This window comes from Alcaligenes sp. SJTW-7 (assembly GCF_047716895.1).
GTDB lineage: Bacteria > Pseudomonadota > Gammaproteobacteria > Burkholderiales > Burkholderiaceae_B > Alcaligenes > Alcaligenes ammonioxydans.
In genome coordinates this window covers 3,072,526-3,089,599 of the sequence record NZ_CP136682.1, presented here as the reverse complement: position 1 = coordinate 3,089,599, position 17,074 = coordinate 3,072,526, and the positions used below count along the sequence as shown (strand labels likewise).

The window sequence follows — 17,074 nt, the reverse complement described above, 5'->3', positions numbered from 1 at the left end:
GACATGGCAGAAATTTCGATTCAAGTTAACGGTCGCCAGCAAAAGCACGAGGCCGAGCCACGCACCCATCTGGGTGATTTCATACGTGAAAAAAGTCGTTTGACCGGCACCAATCTGAGCTGTGAACACGGTGTGTGCGGCGCATGTACGGTGCTGGTGGATGGCCGTCCAGTGCGCTCCTGCATTACGTTTGCCGGTGCTTGTGATGGACACGAAGTCACCACCGTAGAAGGCTACGACGACGATCCGATCATGAGCCGTCTGCGTACGGCTTTTTCGGAAAAACACGCCTTGCAATGCGGCTTCTGTACGCCTGGCATGCTGGCCACCAGCCGCGACATTGTGCTGCGTTTGCCCGACGCGGACGAAGCCCGTGTGCGTATTGAGCTGTCCGGCAATATTTGCCGCTGCACTGGCTATCAAGGCATTACGGCCGCCATTTTGTCCGTGCTGCAGGCCTTGCGCGATCAGCCCGATGCCCAGGTGGAAGCCTTGCGCGCGGCTGTCGTGCAGAACGTGCCGCAAGACTGGGACCAGAACAGCTTTACGACGTTTGACGCTGTCCAGGAAGAAGCGCAGATGCCCGCTCCGGTGGCTGCGGCTGCGCCCGGTAATGCCGACAAGGGCAAGGGGCAAGCCATTCAAGGTGGTTTTGATGCCCGTTTCCCGGCCGATCAGGTTTGGGCTTTCATGAAGGATCTGCCCAAAGTGGCGGCTTGTCTGCCGGGGGCGATCATCGAGTCTCAGGAAGGGGCCACGGTACAAGGAAAAATCGCGATCAAGTTTGGCCCCATGTCGGCTGCGTTCAAGGGCAATGCCACGCTGGAAGAAGACAACGAGCGTCGTGCCGCCGTGTTGCGGGGCGAAGGGGTGGACTCCTTGAGTCAATCGCGCGCGCGCGGTGACGTCAGCTATCAGGTTCAGCCAGACGGTCAAGAGCGCAGCCGCGTGCACGTGGAGCTGGTGTATTCGTTGCAAGGGCCGCTGGCGCAGTTCTCGCGTTCCGGGCTGGTACAGGATTTCGTGCGTCGCATGATTGCGGAGTTCGGCAAAAACGTGAACCTGCGTCTGGAAAACCCCTTGGCTGAAGGGCAGGAGCCAGTGGTGGCCGAGTTCAATCCGGTCAAAATGTTTTTCAGCATTTTGTGGGACCGCTTCAAGGGGCTTTTCCGACGCGCCTAGGCGCTGGACAAGGCAAAACGATTAATAAAACGGGACTGAGGAGATGACAGAGCGCATCGCTTCGGGGGGCGCGTGCGCCCCCTGACCGGGGCCGCCAGCAGGCGGCGCCAGAGGGATGGCGGATCGCGCCCCGCACAAGCCTGCAGCCCGTTTCCTGTCCAATGAGATTCCAACTAACGTCAACGCAGAAAATCTGGGGGATTGATGCAATTTCTACTCAAACTATCAAGGGCGATTGACAGCCTGAATCAGCTCTGTGGCCGGGTGGTCATGTGGGTGGTTCTGCTGGTTGTCGTGATCAGCTCCTATAACGCTTTCGCACGTAAATTCTTCGATACCAGCTCCAATGCTTGGCTGGAGGTGCAGTGGTATCTGTTTGGTGCCCTTTTTCTGCTGACTGGCGGTTATACCTTCTTGCGCAATGAGCATGTGCGGGTGGACGTGCTGGCTTCGCGCCTGTCCGAGCGCACGCAAATTGTGATTGAGGCCGTGTGCGTGGTGTTGTTCATGCTGCCCGCCTGCCTTGCCATTATGGCCTTGTCCTGGCCGGTGTTCATGGACTCTTACCTGAGCCAGGAAGTCTCCTCCAACTCGGGAGGGCTGATCCGTTGGCCTGCCAAACTCATCATTCCCATCGGTTTTGCCCTGATTTCCTTGCAGGGAATCTCGCACCTGATCAAGTGCATCGGCTTCTTGCGCGGGGCCTGCCCCAATCCCAACAAGAAGTTGCTGGAAAAAACGCCTGAGGAATTGCTCGCTGAAGACATTGCACGGCAAGCCCAGGCCAAGTTAGCGCAACAACACAAAGGCTGAAACCGATCATGATGGATTTATTTGTCGCCAATATGGCGCCAGTGATGTTCGTGTCACTGATTATTTTTCTGCTGCTGGGCTTTCCAGTTGCCTTCGCGCTGGCCGCCAACGGCATGGTATTTGGCCTGATTGGTGTGGAGTTGGGCCTGTTTAACTGGTCCTTGTTTCAGGCACTGCCGCTGCGCGTATTCGGCATCATGGCCAACGACACGTTGCTGGCCATTCCCTTTTTCACCTTCATGGGGTTGATTCTGGAGCGTTCGGGCATGGCTGAAGACCTGCTCGATACGATTGGCCAGTTGTTTGGCTCCATGCCCGGTGGCCTGGCTATTGCGGTGGTGTTTGTGGGCGCCATGCTGGCGGCAACCACGGGGGTGGTGTCGGCCTCGGTGATTTCCATGGGCCTGATCTCCTTGCCTATCATGCTGCGCTACGGTTATAGCCGCAGGTTGGCAACGGGAGTGATCGCGGCTTCGGGCACCTTGTCGCAGATTATTCCCCCCTCGTTGGTGCTGATCGTGCTGGCTGACCAGTTGGGACGTTCGGTAGGCGATATGTACCGTGGCGCAATGGTACCCGGCCTAGTGTTGACCGGCTCGTACCTGCTCTACATTCTGATTCTGGCCGTGTTGCGTCCCAAAGACGTGCCCCCGATTCCGGCAGAGCACCGCACTTACTCCCAGGCCAATGGTCGTTCCGGCGCACGCTCTTTGTGTGTGCTGCTGTTGATCGCGCTGGTGGCCGGCTATCTGCTGGACGAGTACTGGGTAGACCCGAACGGGCCAGTCGACGAAAAAGTCATTATCTGCATCCTGTTGGTGGGCGGCGTGGCCTTTGTGCTGGCCCTGATCAACAAGTGGCTCAAGCTGGGCTTGTTGTCGACCCTGGCCGAACGGGTGGTCTTTGTCATGATTCCTCCCCTGGGACTGATTTTCCTGGTTCTGGGCACGATTTTTCTGGGCATTGCCACCCCTACGGAAGGTGGGGCCATGGGAGCGGTCGGTGCGATTCTGATGGCTGTCAGTCGTCGGCGTCTGAGTGTTGATCTGCTCAAGCAAGCCATGGATACCACGGCCAAGCTGTCCTGCTTTGTCATGTTCATTCTGATCGGCTCCACGATCTTCTCGTTGACCTTCCGGGGTGTGGACGGCGACCTGTGGGTGGAGCATCTGCTGATTGATCTGCCCGGCGGTGAGTACGGCTTTCTGGTACTGGTCAGCGTACTGGTGTTTGTGCTGGCCTTTTTCCTGGACTTTTTCGAGCTGGCGTTCATTATCGTGCCTTTGCTGGGGCCGGTTGCCGACAAGATGGGTATTGATCTGATCTGGTTTGGCGTGCTCTTAGCCGTTAATATGCAAACATCCTTTATGCATCCACCATTTGGCTTCTCACTATTTTATTTGCGCTCGGTGGCCCCTAAGGATGATTACATCGACAAAGTGACGAAAAAGAAGATCCCGGGTGTGGCCACAGGCGACATTTACTGGGGCTCCGTACCCTTTATTGGTATCCAGATTGTGATGATTGCCGTGGTGCTTCTGTTTCCGGGCATGGTCACGCACTACAAGGGAACCGGCGCCAAAGTTGATCCGAGTACGGTCACGATTGAAATGCAGGATGAATACGGCTCCGACCTGAATCCCTTTGATGATTCGGGTGGCGGCATGCCGGTATTCAAGTAAACACGGGAAAGACAGGAGACACGTATGGAGAGCCTGGATGTCAGGGTTTTGCGCCAGTTACAGCAATGGCGCGCACAGGGACGGGACGCGATATTGGTCACCGTCGTGCAGACCTGGGGCTCGTCCCCCCGTCCGGAGGGCTCCATCATGGCTCTGGAAAAAGGAGGGGCGGTGGTCGGGTCGGTCTCGGGTGGCTGTATCGAGGACGATCTGATCCGCGCTTACCATGAGACTGCCGGGGCGGATAAGCGCTGGCAGGATGAGGACCGTCCCCAACTGCTGACCTATGGCATCAGTGCTGATGAAGCACACCGCTTTGGCTTGCCGTGTGGTGGCACAATCCGTCTGCTGGTCGAGTTCAACCCTTGTCCGCAGGCATTGGCGCAGGTGCTGACCTTGCTGGAGCAGCGCCATTTGGTGCAGCGGCACGTGGATTTGCACACGGGCCGCGCCTGGAGCAGTGCTGCCCGTGTGCCGGCGGCCTTGCATGTAAGCGAAGATCGCTTGTCCGTGACGTTCGGGCCGTCTTACCGGCTCTTGCTGATCGGCGGCGGACAGTTGTCCGAGTACGTGGCCACCATTGCCTTGTTCAATGGTTTTGACGTGACAGTGTGCGATCCGCGTAGCGAACATATTCAGGGATGGAGTGTGGCCGGAGCACGGGTAGTGCGCGGCATGCCCGACGACGAAGTGATTGCCTGCGTGCCGGATCGAAGAACCGCTATTGTGGCCCTGACGCATGATCCCAAGCTGGACGATATGGCGTTGCTGGAAGCCCTCAAGAGCAGTGCTTTTTACGTGGGGGCCATTGGATCGCGGCGCAATAATCAGAGCCGTCGTGAACGTCTGGCCGAACACTTTGACCTGACGCCTCAGGAAATCGATAAGCTCAAAGGTCCGATTGGTTTGTATATAGGCAGCAAAACGCCGGCAGAGATTGCGGTCAGCATCATGGCGGAAATCATCGCTGTTAAAAACGGGGTGCAGGTGCCACGGGAGCTGTCGGTAGCTTCTGTCAAAGACAGGCAGGAGCAGACTTCCGCTTAAGAAGGTGGCGCTGCCAGCGTGTTGTATTCGGACAATTGGCACTAAGATAAGAGAGCGGGCGGTGACCCGTTCTTTTTTTTGTAGATGGCCCGCCCCGGACCTGGGAATCATGGTGCTGGAACCTTGCTGACCAACAGTCGCCTATGCCCTCAGGAATGGATTTGATTTCTGTTTTTGTGAGCCCGCTATGCCTTTTGTGTCCCAATATGGTTTTTTGCCCCTGAGCGCGCCCCCAGGAAAACAGGCCTTGTACAGTCCTGCTCAGTGCGCCCGCATGGATAGGGCGGCCCCGGGTTTTGGAGTGTCGGTCGAGCAACTGATCCGGGCGGCCGCGGGCGCGGTGGCGCGCACCGTGCAGCGCCATTGGCCGCAAGGTGCGGTGCTGTTTCTATGTGGGCCGGGGAATAACGGTGCAGATGCCTTGGTGGCCGCGCAGATTTTGCGTGAGCAGGGAAGACAGGTTTCAGTCTTTAGCCTGGTAGACCCATCCCGACGGCAAGGAACGTCAGCCTGGGCGCAATCCCAATGGCAGGGCCGTTGGGAGAGTCAGTGCCCGGATTTCCGGCGCTTTTCCGTCGTCGTGGATGGCTTGCTGGGTGCGGGTCTGGATCGGGATGTGCAAGGTGAGACGGCAGGGCTGATTCAGTCTCTGGCCGACTCCAAAGTGCCCGTCTGCGCCATCGATATCCCTTCCGGGCTGGATGGTGCCAGTGGACAAGTGAAGGGAGTGGCCGCTCCCGCGACGGTGACGGTCAGTTTTGTGCGTTACAAGCCCGGTCACGTTTTGTATCCGGGCCGGGCTTTGTGTGGTCAGTTGGAACTGGCCGATATTGGCATGCCGGGCCCGTCCTTGCCCGAGCCCGATACCTGGTTGAATGAGCCAGCCCTGTGGCAGGCCGATCTTCCCCAGCTCAATGCACAAAGTCACAAGTACACACGCGGACACGCGCTGGTGGTGGGGGGCGAACGCATGACGGGTGCCAGCCGACTGGCGGCCCGCGCAGCGCAGCGGGCAGGAGCAGGGCTGGTCAGCATGGCGGTCCCCTCTTCAGTCTGGCCGGTGTATGCCAGTGCGATGGACAGCATCATGGTGGCGCCTTGGGATGACGCCTTGACCACCGATCAACGCATCCGAGCCTGGCTGGTGGGGCCGGGAGCGGGCCTGGGAGAACAAACCCGTCGTCTGACACTGGCCCTGCTGGCAACCCAGCGTCCTTGTGTGCTGGATGCCGATGCCATCAGCAGCTTTGCCCAACAGCCGCAGCAGTTATGGGCGGCGTTGCACGAACAATGTGTGCTCACGCCCCATTCAGGCGAGTTTGCCCGTGTCTTTGACGTGGCGCCTGATCGTCTGGAAGCGGCGCGGCTGGCGGCCACCCAATGCGGGGCCGTGGTGGTGCTCAAAGGCGCGGATACGATTATTGCCGCCCCCGACGGTCGGGCCTTGATCAATGCCTGTGCACCGCCCTGGCTGGCTACCGGCGGCAGCGGAGATGTGCTGGCCGGGCTGGTGTGTGGTTTGCTGACGCAAGGCATGCCAGCTTTTGAAGCGGCGGGGGCCGCAGTCTGGCTGCACTCACAAGCGGCACTGGAATTCGGTCCTGGGCTGATTCCGGAGGACCTGCTAGCGGTGTTGCCGCGTGTCTGGCAGCGACTTTTGTCCAGCGCCTGATTCTTACGTGCGGGGCGTGCGCCGGTAGGCCAGGGCGACAATACCGCTGAGCACGATGGCTCCGCCCAGCAGTTGGGTGGAGTTCAGGGTCTGCTTAAGGATCAGCCAGCCGAGAATCAGGGAGGCGACCGGCTCCATATTCATGAAGGGCGCATTGCGGGTCATGTCCAGGCGGGGTGCCAGCACAAACAGCGTTACAAAACCCGTGGTGTACAGGACACAGACCAACGACAGGGCTATCCAGCCTACCGCATCGTGGGGCAGGGAAGAGCCGCCGGGCAGCAGGCCCAGGGGGCTGAGTGCAATCAGGCAAACCAGCGTCTGGCTAATCGTACAAAAGCTGCGCACCAGACCGGGCAGCGGTGCCAGTTTGTTCTCGGTAATCCACAGGCCAATGGCAAAGGCCAGTGCGGTTAGCAAACTGCACACCACGCCCAGAATCCACTGGGCATCAACGGTGGCGCCTTTGATCAGACTGGGCGTGTCCAGCGCCAGCAGCAGGCCTGCCAGAATGGCCACCATGATGATGGCTGTCTTGCGAGTGGGACGGTGTCCGCCCAGTACCCAGGTAAGCAAAGCCAGCAATATCGGGTACATATTGGCCACCAGCAATGCCAGGGCGACGGGGATGCGGGCAATGGAGGAATAGATCAACATGCATTGCACAGTGATCAGTGCGCCCAGCAGCAGCTGCCAGCCCAGGTAGGGGCGTGGCACGTACAGGGCCTGCTTGCGCCAGATCAGCAGCACGCTCAGCGCCAGGGTGGCGGCAGCCGAGCGCAAAATAACAGAAATGATCAGTCCGGTGCCATGGTCCAGTGCCACTTTGGCCGCAATATGGTTGGCGGCAAAGGAGCTGCCCAGCATTAACAGCAACATAATGGCAAGGTGGCGGGGCAGTAAGGCAGAAGATTGGGCGGTGGGCATGCTACTTGTTTCAGGCTTAAAGAATAGGCGGATGCTTTATTGTTGTCCGCCCTGTCACGGGCTGCAAGTGGTGATTGTGACACGGGCTGGCGGTTGGGGCGCCAGGGCGGTGCTACTATGTGGAACGATGCCCATGTTCACAGAGATGCCTTCATGAAAATCGACCCCGTCAAAAAGCCAACGTTACCCCGCTTGCGGGGGCAGGCTGCGTCCAGCGTCTGGCGTACCCTGATTGCGGGGGGAGCCTTGCTGGCTGCTTTGACAGGCTGTGCCTTGCCCTCTCTGGAAGGACGCAGCCACAGCGAAGCGCTGCCTCTGGAGCAGGCTCGTGACACTGCGATCGGCCGGGCGGTGGACCCTCAGGCACAGCAGCATCCCGGTTTATCGGGTATTTATCCGTTGTTCGACCCGCACGATGCGTATGCCGCCCGTGCCCTGCTGGCGTTTGCGGCTCAAAAAACGCTGGATGTGCAGTATTACATCTGGCGCGGCGATACGACCGGCACCTTGATGCTGGGCATGTTGATGCAGGCGGCCGAGCGGGGTGTGCGGGTGCGCCTGTTGATTGATGACAATGGCATTACGGGCCTGGACGACACGCTGGCGGCCATAAATGCCCACCCCAATATCGAGGTGCGCCTGTTCAATCCCTTTGTGTTGCGCTGGCCCAAGCCCCTGGGCTTCCTGACTGACTTCTCGCGTCTGAACCGGCGCATGCACAACAAATCGTTCACCGTGGACAATCAGGTCACCATTATTGGCGGCCGCAACGTGGGTGATGAGTATTTTGGCGCCACGCAGGACATTCTGTTTGCAGATTTGGATGTGATGGCGATTGGGGCGGTGGTGCAGGAGGTCTCCAAGGACTTTGATCTTTACTGGGCCAGCCAGTCTGCGTATCCCATCGATCGGCTCGTAAAGACTGAAAGCTCTCAAACCCTTGCGGCGTTTCAGGAGCAGTTGCAGGATGCCGAAGTACAGCCCCGCGCCAAAAAGTACCAGCAAATATTACGTGAATCGAATCTGGTCAGCGCTTTGGTGCAAGGCCAGCTGGATTTTCAGTGGGCGCGTACCACCATGATTAGCGATGATCCGGCCAAGGCCCTCGGGCCGGTCAGTCCGGAAAAACTGCTGGTTTGGCAAATGGATGAGCTGTTGGGCAAACCCGCTCATCAGGTGGATCTGGTGTCCTCGTATTTTGTCCCTACCGCTGCGGGGGTGCGGGCGTTTGAAGGGCTGATGCAGCGGCCAGGGATGCAGATTCGTGTTCTGACCAACTCGCTGGCCGCCACGGACGTCACGGCTGTGCACGCCGGTTACGCGAAGCGGCGTAGAGCCTTGCTGGAAGCGGGTGTGCAGTTGTTCGAGTTGCGTCCCACGATGGACAAGCCGACCCGTCATGGCTCGGGCCCCTTTGGCAGCTCTGGCTCAGCCTTGCATGCCAAAACCTTTGCCGTTGATGGCAAACGTCTGTTTGTGGGCTCCTTTAATTTCGACCCGCGCTCGGTCAATTTGAATACTGAGCTGGGTTTCATCATTGAAAGCCCTGAAATGGCGCAGGCCCTGTCCAGAAGTTTTGAACAAGTGCTGCCTTACCGCAGTTATCGGGTGGAACTGGACGACAAGGGTGAGTTGGTGTGGATTCAGCTCAATGAAGACGGCACCCAGCGCCGGTTCACGTCCGAACCCGATGCCAGCATCTGGCGGCGCGCGGGCGTGGGTGTGTTGTCCGTCCTGCCGATTGAGTGGCTGCTGTAAGCCGTTTTCCTGCCAGTGCGAGCTCCGCTATCCTGTTTAAACGGCGCAAGGCTGCTGCTGGCAAGCGCACCGGCAAGGTGGGGCTAGACCTTGAGCTTTTGAACGGCTTGCCGACGGTCCCGAATCCAGTCGGCGTAGCGATACAGGCCGTGTTTTTCCATCTGCTGTTCAGCCAGATTCCATTCCTGCAAGGCCTGTGCGTTTTCCCCCAACGCCATCCAGGCGTCGCCACGCACACAATGCAACTCGGCCCCCATGCTGCCCGTGTCATAGCGCAGCCCCTGAGCGGCAGCCTTGTCCAGCCAGGGCATGGCTTCATTGCTGCGTCCCAGGCGAATCATGGCGCGGGCAATCCGGCTCATCAGTCCATCAGTGCTGATGGGCAGGCCGTATTGGGCAATTTGCACACAATCGAGCAGGAACTGCATGCTGCTTTCCCGTCCGTACAACATGACCTGGCAGTAGTACAGGAACGAGCGGCTCAGCGCCGACCAGGGCTCGGGATTGTGTGACTTCTGAAGCTCGTGCAAGGACAGTTCGGCCACTTGCAGGCAGTCTTCCAGTTGCTCCATCAGGTAGTAGGCCTGCATCACGAACAAATGGGTGATGGCGCGTAGCGAAAAAATGGTGTCTGAACGCAGGCTTTGCAAGGCCAGGCGAGCGTGCTGTTGAGAGGCATCCTGATCGCCCTTCAGGGCCAGGGCCACACTCAAGGTTCCGAAGGTAATCGATTGGGGAAAATGCTCGGCAATCGCGCGTCGGCTGTTTTGCTCTTTCAAATCATCAAAGACGGCCAGGCTCAGATTCAGCGTCTGAATGGCATTGTTGATGTTTCCTTTCCACAGTTCGTGTTGACCGATCGCGTACAAGGCCCAGCTGCGGTTCTGGTCATGGTTGGTTTCATTGGCCAGCGCCAGCAGTTGGCGTGCTTTGTGCAAAGCCTGCTCAAAGTTGCCTTGTGCATGCAATGCCGACCAGGCCGTCCACAGGCTGATCATGACCTGGTCGGAATCCTGCTCGTCCTGAAGCTCATGACCCAATTCATAGGCCATGGCGGTCGAGGCCGAGGCCGGGCCGTACAGGGACGATTCAATCGCGCCTTGCAACATGCGACATTCAAATTGCAGGGTTTGACGCACCTGCAGGTCTTCAATCAGCTCACTGCGGTTGAGTGAACGCTGCAAATACTGACTGGCCTGACGCAGATCGCTTTGTGCCAGGGCCTCGCGGGCCGCACGCTGCCACCAGAAGGCCGCTTCAGGGCTTTCCGCCTCGCACAGGTGCAGGGCAATATGGGCAGGTGCCTGGCGACGGCGTATGCCGTGTTGGGCAATGGCATAGTGAGCCTGACGCAACTCCTCCTGCATGGCCACACGCTCCAGCGCCTGGGCGATCAGCGGCAGGCAGGATACGTGTTTGCCGTCTAAATCAATCAGGTCCAGCGTGGCCAGTGTATCCAGACCGCTGCTCAGGGCCGTATTGTCCAGACGCAGCATCAGGCCAAGCTCGTTGATGCAAATAGCCTGCTCATGCAGGGCAATGCTGGTCAGGATGTGTCGCGTCGCGGGCAACAGGCTGTGGTATTGCGTGCAGATCAGGTCAGTCAGGCGCAGCGCGTGGCTGCATTCGCAATTGAGCTCATGGCAGCGCAGCAGTTCATTGGCATGGCCCGGGTTGCCGGCACTGAGCTTGACCAGCCGGCTGCGTTTGTCGCGCGCCAGACGCTGCCCGCGCTGCCCGCTCAGAAGACTGTTGATGCTGGAGCGGTCCAGTGCCCGTAGATTCAGGTGTTCGGCGCGTTCCATGCCGTGGCCCGGTTTGCGGCTGGTGGTCAGCAGCAAGGTTGGATGACGGGGCGTGGTATGCGAGAGCAGTCGGATCAGACGCTGGGTGGGCGGGTCGGCCCATTGCACGTTTTCGATAATCAGCAGGCGACGGCGCGGGGCGCTGCCTGGGCCGCTGAGCAGATTGAAAAGAAGGTCGGTATGCGCCGTAGAGGGCTCGTTCAAGTCCTGTTCGTTTGGCCCGCTGTTTAGCCACTCATGCAGGGATTGCGCTTGCTTGGGACTCAGTTCAAGCGCTTCTTGCAGGGTTTGAATGGAAAAGGGGTCGCGCTGTTTACCGGTTTGTGCGGTGATGTAATTGGCAATTTGCTCGTGCAGCCAAAGACGGATGGGGTGCCAGGCGACACGGCGCTTATCTTCGCGGCAATGGAGGACGATGCAGTGATGGGCGGTTTTTTGTACATAATCTGCCAGAGACTGGACCAGCAGGCTTTTACCAATATGGGCTCGGCCATGGATGGCAATGTGATGCAGGGACCGGTTGGGGCCTATATACGACCAGGCCTGCACCAGATGATCGAACTCTTGAGAGCGGCCGTAGACACGGCTGGTCAGCCGTACAGCGTCAATGTCTGAGGGGCTCAGGTTGAGCCAGAGCGCTTCATTGTGGCGGCCCACCGGGCCTTGTACATCTTTGGGGTCCAGTCGCAATGCGGCTTGAAAGGTGACGCGCGGCGCCCCGGGGGCCGCCTCCCAGCTCAAGGGCAAGACCACCTGGGCCAATTGTCCCCACGGGTCTGGACAGGGGCTTTGATCGTCCATGACAAGGTCTGCATGAATGGCGATGCTCAGCTTGATATGTTCATCCATGCGCACGGTGGCCGCAACCCGTGCCAAAGTCGCCGCCTGGGTGATGGGCGACTCCAGTAGGTCCGGGTAGCCAAAATAGGCCAGCACTTGACTGGGGCCCGCCTCACTGGCCCAGCCGCCATGATCCTCGATCAACTGGAGCAGGGTCTGGCGGCTTTGCTCGAGCAGTTGACCGCCTTTTTCACGGGCATGACGATGGCCGGGTTCAAAGCGCAGGCAAAAGCCGACCGCGGCCAAGGGACGCAGGCGCAATTGGACGGTGGTGGACAAGGCTTTGGCATGGGGGGCCGAGCGCGCGGGCAGATCGACCAGACTGCGTGTCTGGGCGCTGGGTTCGCACCCCAGGCGATCGGCCAGCAAGACCGAGCACTGCTCATACGCTTGCAACGCGGCTTCGTGTTGGCCTTCTTGCTTGAGCAGGCGGATCAGCGCTTGATGCAGTTTTTCTTCTTCGGGCCAGATCAGCAGCCAGCGTTTGAGATAACTGATCGCTTGCGCGGGGGGCAGCGTGTCCAGCCCGGACTCGATATACCGGTCGCGGCAGTGCGACAGGGTTTGGCGAATGGTTTGTTGCGTCTCTTGCAGCCAGTCTTGCAATTGCTCGCCATGATGCAGTTTGACCTGTCCCAGCAAAGGACCCTGATACAGGTTCAGGCGTTCCAGATCGCTTAAGGCTGGCTGGCTGGGGTGTTGCAGCAGACTCAGTACGTCTACCTGGGCGTGACAGGGGTCCAGTGCCAAGGTGTCATTGGTAATGTGCAAGACCTGATCGCACCCTTCAAAGGCCCGGCGCAAGGCATGCAGTGCATGACGCAAACGGGCACGCCCGACGCTGATGGGGTCTTCGTGCCAGATTGTTTCCGCAAGACGGCTGCGGCTGATGGGTTTGCCCTGCGCCAATGCGAGCATGGACAGCAGAATCCGCGCTTTATCGTAATTGATAATATTGGCGCGACATTGTCCTTGAACCCGTAATCGGTAGGTGCCGAGTAGGTAAATTTGGGCCAAGTGCGAGGCAGAGGAGGGCAGAACATCCATGGGCTCGGGCTCGTATCAAGAGTTAAGCAATGATTGGGATAATGTATCCGATCCGTTTAATTTTCGTTTACGAAATTTTGCAAAAATAAACGCCTTGGCTGTCCTGCATTAAACCTTTTTTGCCCTATCGGCGACCCCGCACATCGCAGGCTATGATGTGGGCTGATTATTTTCTTGGGCTGGCATGCCTATTTGTATGGTGGACCCTACACGCTCTTCACTGCGCAAGCAGTCCAAATTGCCTCTTTCTCTGAAAGTGAAATATACCTTGCGGGCGCGCCTGGAACGGGGGGAGTGGCCTGTGGGAACCCGCATTCCCACGCTGGAAGAGCTGATGGAGGAATATGGCGTTTCTCGTGCCACGGTCCGTGCCGCGCTGGACGAGCTGGAGCAAGAAGGCCTGATCGAACGCACGCGAGGCAAGGGCACCTTTGTGATTGGCGACGTTGCGCAGGATCATTGGCTGATGTTGCCAACCAACTGGCAGGCCCTGATTGAGCATCTGACGCGTCTGGATTCGGTGATGGTGGAGCTGGGCCAGGGCCGGGGGCCCTTGCCTATCGAGATTACTGGCCAGTCCCTGCCTGATGATTATTGGTGGACCAGCCGCGTTAACTATACCGACGGGGTGGCCTATAGTCTCAATACGGTCTATGTGCTCGATTCCTTGGCTCAGACCTTGCAGCCTGATTTGAGCCAGGAGCCGGTGCTTTTGGTGCTCAACCGTCTGGCGCGTGAGCAGATCCATACGGTTCGTCAGACCTTGACGGTCCGGGTAGCCGATGCGGATCTGGCTCGTCATTTGCATATGGACATAGGCATGCCCGTAGTGCGGGTCATTCGTTTGATTGTGAATCGTGACAATCAACTGGTCTATGCCGCGCAGGTCTTTTACCCGGCCAAGTATCTCAGCATTCAGACTGAGTTGACCCCCGGACTTTACGCTCCTTAATCCAGGCGTGGCGCGCGTCTGTCCGCCTTCTAGGTAAAAACACCAAGTTATTCGTCGTGAGGGCGGAGTGTACACTTTTCCTATAAAGTACTAAAAATAGAACTTTATGACTTTATGGAATAGGCACGGTTCAGGTGCCGGATATTTTTATCAGTTTGAAGGAGTTTGACGTGAAGATAACCATGCTTGGCACCGGCGCTGCGCTGCCAGATCCCGACCGTGCCCAGTCGTCCATTTTGGTGACCCTGGAAAACGGCAAGAACTATTTGTTCGATTGCGGCGAAGGCTCCACGCGCCAGATGGTCAAGGCCAATATCAATCCGGCGGATGTGCCTTGGGTATTTTTAAGCCATTTGCACTATGACCATGTTTGCGGACTGCCCTTTTTTGTGCTGTCCAGCTGGGTTTTTAACCGCGAAGGCAAGCTCAAGGTCTTCGGCCCGAAAGGCACCCAGGATTTTGTGGATCATTCTTTCGAGAACGGCGCGTTTCGCGTGGATATCCAGGCCCGTGCGGCTTACCCGGCTCGTCAGAAGAACATCGAGGCTGTGCGCCCAGAGGTGTTCGAGGTGGAGCCAGGTCTGATGTATGAAGATGAGGACGTCAAGATCTACATTGACGTGGTTGACCATATCCCCAGCGAAATTACGGACTGTTTTGGCATTCGTATGGAAGCCGAAGGCAAGGTGGTGGCATTCAGTGGCGATACCGCGCCGTGCGAATCCATGATCCGTTTGGCGCAGGATGCCGATTTGCTGATTCACGAATGCACCTTCCCCGAGTCCTTCCTGAAACATCGTGCCGAGTCCGGGGTGGGCACCTTTGCCCATACCAGTCCGTTGCAATTGGGGGAAATTGCACGCCGTGCCAATGTGAAGAGTTTAGTGGCCACGCATTTCGGGCATTACGACTCTACCAGTCCAGTGATTAAACGTGCGGCCGCGAATCACCTGCCGGTTGATCTGATGGGCCCGGAGCGTCTGGACGAGGTGGCTCGGGATATTCGCAAGAGCTATAAAGGCGATTTGCGACTGGCAACAGACTTGATGCGTATAGACCTGTAAAAGGCACGCGGGGGAGACAAAATGCAGGTAATCAAACAAACAGTTTTGGGCCTGATGGCCACGCTTTGCATGGGGGCGGCGGCGCCGGCCTGGGCGGATTATCCCGATCACCCTGTGCGGGTGGTGATTCCTTACCCTCCGGGCGCGGCGGGGGATATTATTTTTCGTATTTTGCAGCCCGAACTCTCCCGCGAGTTGGGGCAGACGGTGATTACGGATTACAAAACCGGGGCGGGCGGTAATATCGGCACGCAAATGGTGGCCCGCTCCAAGCCGGACGGCTACACCTTGTTGTTTTCGGCGACCAATAACTTTGTGATCAATCAGTTCTTGTACAAGAACATGGGTTACGACCCTTTCAAGGATCTGTATGTGATCAATAAGGTGGCCGATGCGGCGGCGCTGGTTTATGTGAATGGGCAATTGCCGGTCAACAACATGGCCGAGTTCCGGGAGTATGTTCAGCAGCGCAAAGGCCAGGTGAATTATGGAACACCAGGAGCGGGAACCACCCCCGAGTTGTCGGCCTGGAAGCTGTCCGAGGTGATGGAGGGCGACATGCTGGGCATTCATTACCGGGGTTCGGCACCGGGTATTCAGGCTTTGCTGAGCAATGAGGTGCAGATGTTTGTCAGCAGCTATGGACTGGGCGCCGCCTTTTTGCCAGAAGGGCGTCTGAAGGCCTTGGCGGTGGCCTTGCCAGAGCGTCTCCCGGTCTTACCCGATGTGCCGACTTTGGACGAGCTGGGCTACAAAGATGTGGTGATCAGCAACTGGTGGGCCCTGGCTGTTCCGGCAGGGACGGATACGGACATTGTGGGCAAGATTGAAACTGCCTTGGAGAACGTGCTGGCAAATCCCGAGATTCGTCAAAAGCTATTGGATCAGGGCTATCTGCTGTCCAAGGTGTCTGCCGAGGAGTTTCGCAAGGGATTGCCTGCGGAGGCGGATTACTGGCATGACATCGTCACTAAGGCTGGGATTAGTTTGGACTGATGGAGTGCTGCTTGATCCGGGGCTTGGCGTGTCTTGGCAGGGCGCTTGCCCACGCCGCGCATGGTTGCCCTGGTCAGCGTGCTGGGTCGGGCGCCACGTCGCACCCGGCCTCCAAGGGCTCATGCCCAGGCCATTCAAACGTGGTGTGGTGCTGTGTAGACGGAAGCGATGATGAGCGGCATCGTGACCATCCCTTGTGTTTTCACCTCAAGACAAGGCAACGAAGCAAGCAGGCCCTCAGTCATGTCTTTGCACTAGTCTGCCCATAAAAAAGGGCCCCTGAAATCAGGGGCCCTAAGCTCAATGATTACTGATCAGAGCGAATATTGTTGTCGCGCACGATCTGCTCCCAGCGAGCGCTGCGTTGCTGCACCCACTGGGCCGCAGACACCTTGGACGAGTCGTACGCCTGAATATCCAGCATCCGCAAGGTTTCTGCGGTAGAAGGACGCTTGACGATATCGCTCAGCAGCGCGTTCCAGGCCTTGACCTTCTCTGGGGGCGAACCCTTGGTGGTGAAAACCAGGTACGAGAAGCTCTCGTCAAAGTTTTCCAAACCTGGCAATTTGGCTTCGGCCAAGGTCGGGACCTCGGGCAGCAAAGGATTGCGCTTGCCGCCAGAGGTTGCCAGGGGCGTCAACAGGCCTTCCTTGATGGGGCCTAAAACACCGGCAATCGTCAGAAAACCGCTGTCCAGGCGCTCGCCATACATATCGTTGACCACCGCGCTATTGCTGCGATAGGGAATGTGATCGAGCTTGATGCCGCTGTCCTGTGTCAGGGCAGACATCATCAAATGACCGGGCGACCCCATGCCTGCGGAGCCATAATTCATCGGTTTCTCGCGGGCGCGCTCCAGGAACTCTGCCGGAGACTTGATGCCGGTTTTGCTGGGTACCACCAGAACCTGGTCAAAAGTGCCCAGCAAGGAAACCAGTTCCAGAGACTCGTCAATCTTGAACTTGCTGTTGACGTAAATGTGCGGGTTGGCCGTGGCCACCGTATCGAGCGTCAACAGCAAGGTATTGCCATCCGGTTTGGCTCGCCCTACCGCTTCGGCCGCGATGGTGCCGGCCGCACCGGCACGGTTCTCCACCACAATTGTCTGGCCCGTCGTTTCGCTGGCCTCGCGGGCCAACATGCGACCCAGGACATCCAGCGGACCGCCTGCTACGGAGCTGACCACAATGGTGGCCACCTCGGCACTTTGGACGGGTGTAGCCAAAGGTAGGATCAGCGCACAAATGCTTACGTTGCGCAGCAAGGAAAGGGTGGGCATAGATGTCTCC

12 protein-coding genes are annotated in these 17,074 nt (G+C 58.3%); 9 read left to right on the top strand and 3 right to left on the bottom strand.

The features are described from left to right. The first annotated feature begins 3 nt into the window (after positions 1-3). The 5 genes from RSQ48_RS13990 to RSQ48_RS13970 all read left to right on the top strand — a co-directional run bounded on the left by RSQ48_RS13990 (position 4) and on the right by RSQ48_RS13970 (position 6,396). A complete protein-coding gene (locus RSQ48_RS13990) occupies positions 4-1,182 on the top strand; it encodes a xanthine dehydrogenase family Fe-S subunit (protein ID WP_003802220.1) in 1,179 nt (392 codons plus the stop codon). Between the two features lie 204 nt (positions 1,183-1,386). Continuing rightward, positions 1,387-1,995 (top strand): TRAP transporter small permease subunit, encoded by a 609-nt coding sequence (locus RSQ48_RS13985; protein ID WP_039943468.1) that lies wholly within the window; start codon positions 1,387-1,389, stop codon positions 1,993-1,995. Positions 1,996-2,006: 11 nt separating this feature from the next. After that, positions 2,007-3,677 (top strand): TRAP transporter large permease, encoded by a 1,671-nt coding sequence (locus RSQ48_RS13980; protein ID WP_039943474.1) that lies wholly within the window; start codon positions 2,007-2,009, stop codon positions 3,675-3,677. 24 nt (positions 3,678-3,701) lie between these two features. Beyond that, a complete protein-coding gene (locus RSQ48_RS13975; RefSeq protein ID WP_415301906.1) occupies positions 3,702-4,724 on the top strand; it encodes an XdhC family protein in 1,023 nt (340 codons plus the stop codon). A 187-nt stretch (positions 4,725-4,911) separates the two neighbouring features. Further along, positions 4,912-6,396 carry an NAD(P)H-hydrate dehydratase gene (locus RSQ48_RS13970; protein ID WP_415301905.1) on the top strand — a complete coding sequence of 495 codons (1,485 nt, stop codon included), beginning with the start codon at positions 4,912-4,914 and terminating at the stop codon, positions 6,394-6,396. 3 nt (positions 6,397-6,399) lie between these two features. Here the strand turns inward: RSQ48_RS13970 and RSQ48_RS13965 are convergent, their stop codons facing one another. Beyond that, on the bottom strand, positions 6,400-7,323 hold the full coding sequence (locus tag RSQ48_RS13965; RefSeq protein WP_059318868.1) for an EamA family transporter: 924 nt from the start codon (positions 7,321-7,323) through the stop codon (positions 6,400-6,402). Between the two features lie 153 nt (positions 7,324-7,476). Between RSQ48_RS13965 and RSQ48_RS13960 the strand changes: the two genes are divergently transcribed. Next, positions 7,477-9,081 carry a phospholipase D family protein gene (locus RSQ48_RS13960; protein WP_336580160.1) on the top strand — a complete coding sequence of 535 codons (1,605 nt, stop codon included), beginning with the start codon at positions 7,477-7,479 and terminating at the stop codon, positions 9,079-9,081. An 83-nt stretch (positions 9,082-9,164) separates the two neighbouring features. On the opposite strand, the gene RSQ48_RS13955 is transcribed toward RSQ48_RS13960, so the two are convergent. After that, positions 9,165-12,773: a BTAD domain-containing putative transcriptional regulator gene (locus RSQ48_RS13955; protein ID WP_336580159.1), complete on the bottom strand. Its 3,609-nt coding sequence runs from the start codon at positions 12,771-12,773 to the stop codon at positions 9,165-9,167. A 196-nt stretch (positions 12,774-12,969) separates the two neighbouring features. Between RSQ48_RS13955 and RSQ48_RS13950 the strand changes: the two genes are divergently transcribed. From RSQ48_RS13950 to RSQ48_RS13940, 3 genes are all read left to right on the top strand, one after another. Beyond that, the gene (locus RSQ48_RS13950; RefSeq protein ID WP_336580158.1) at positions 12,970-13,725 is read left to right on the top strand and encodes a GntR family transcriptional regulator; all 756 of its coding nucleotides are present in this window, start codon (positions 12,970-12,972) and stop codon (positions 13,723-13,725) included. 170 nt (positions 13,726-13,895) lie between these two features. Then, the gene (locus RSQ48_RS13945) at positions 13,896-14,789 is read left to right on the top strand and encodes an MBL fold metallo-hydrolase (protein ID WP_039943477.1); all 894 of its coding nucleotides are present in this window, start codon (positions 13,896-13,898) and stop codon (positions 14,787-14,789) included. A gap of 21 nt (positions 14,790-14,810) precedes the next feature. Next, on the top strand, positions 14,811-15,785 hold the full coding sequence (locus RSQ48_RS13940; RefSeq protein WP_003802242.1) for a Bug family tripartite tricarboxylate transporter substrate binding protein: 975 nt from the start codon (positions 14,811-14,813) through the stop codon (positions 15,783-15,785). Positions 15,786-16,092: 307 nt separating this feature from the next. Here RSQ48_RS13940 and RSQ48_RS13935 read toward each other — a convergent pair whose 3' ends face one another. Further along, positions 16,093-17,064: a Bug family tripartite tricarboxylate transporter substrate binding protein gene (locus RSQ48_RS13935; RefSeq protein ID WP_003802244.1), complete on the bottom strand. Its 972-nt coding sequence runs from the start codon at positions 17,062-17,064 to the stop codon at positions 16,093-16,095. Between the last annotated feature and the right edge of the window lie 10 nt (positions 17,065-17,074).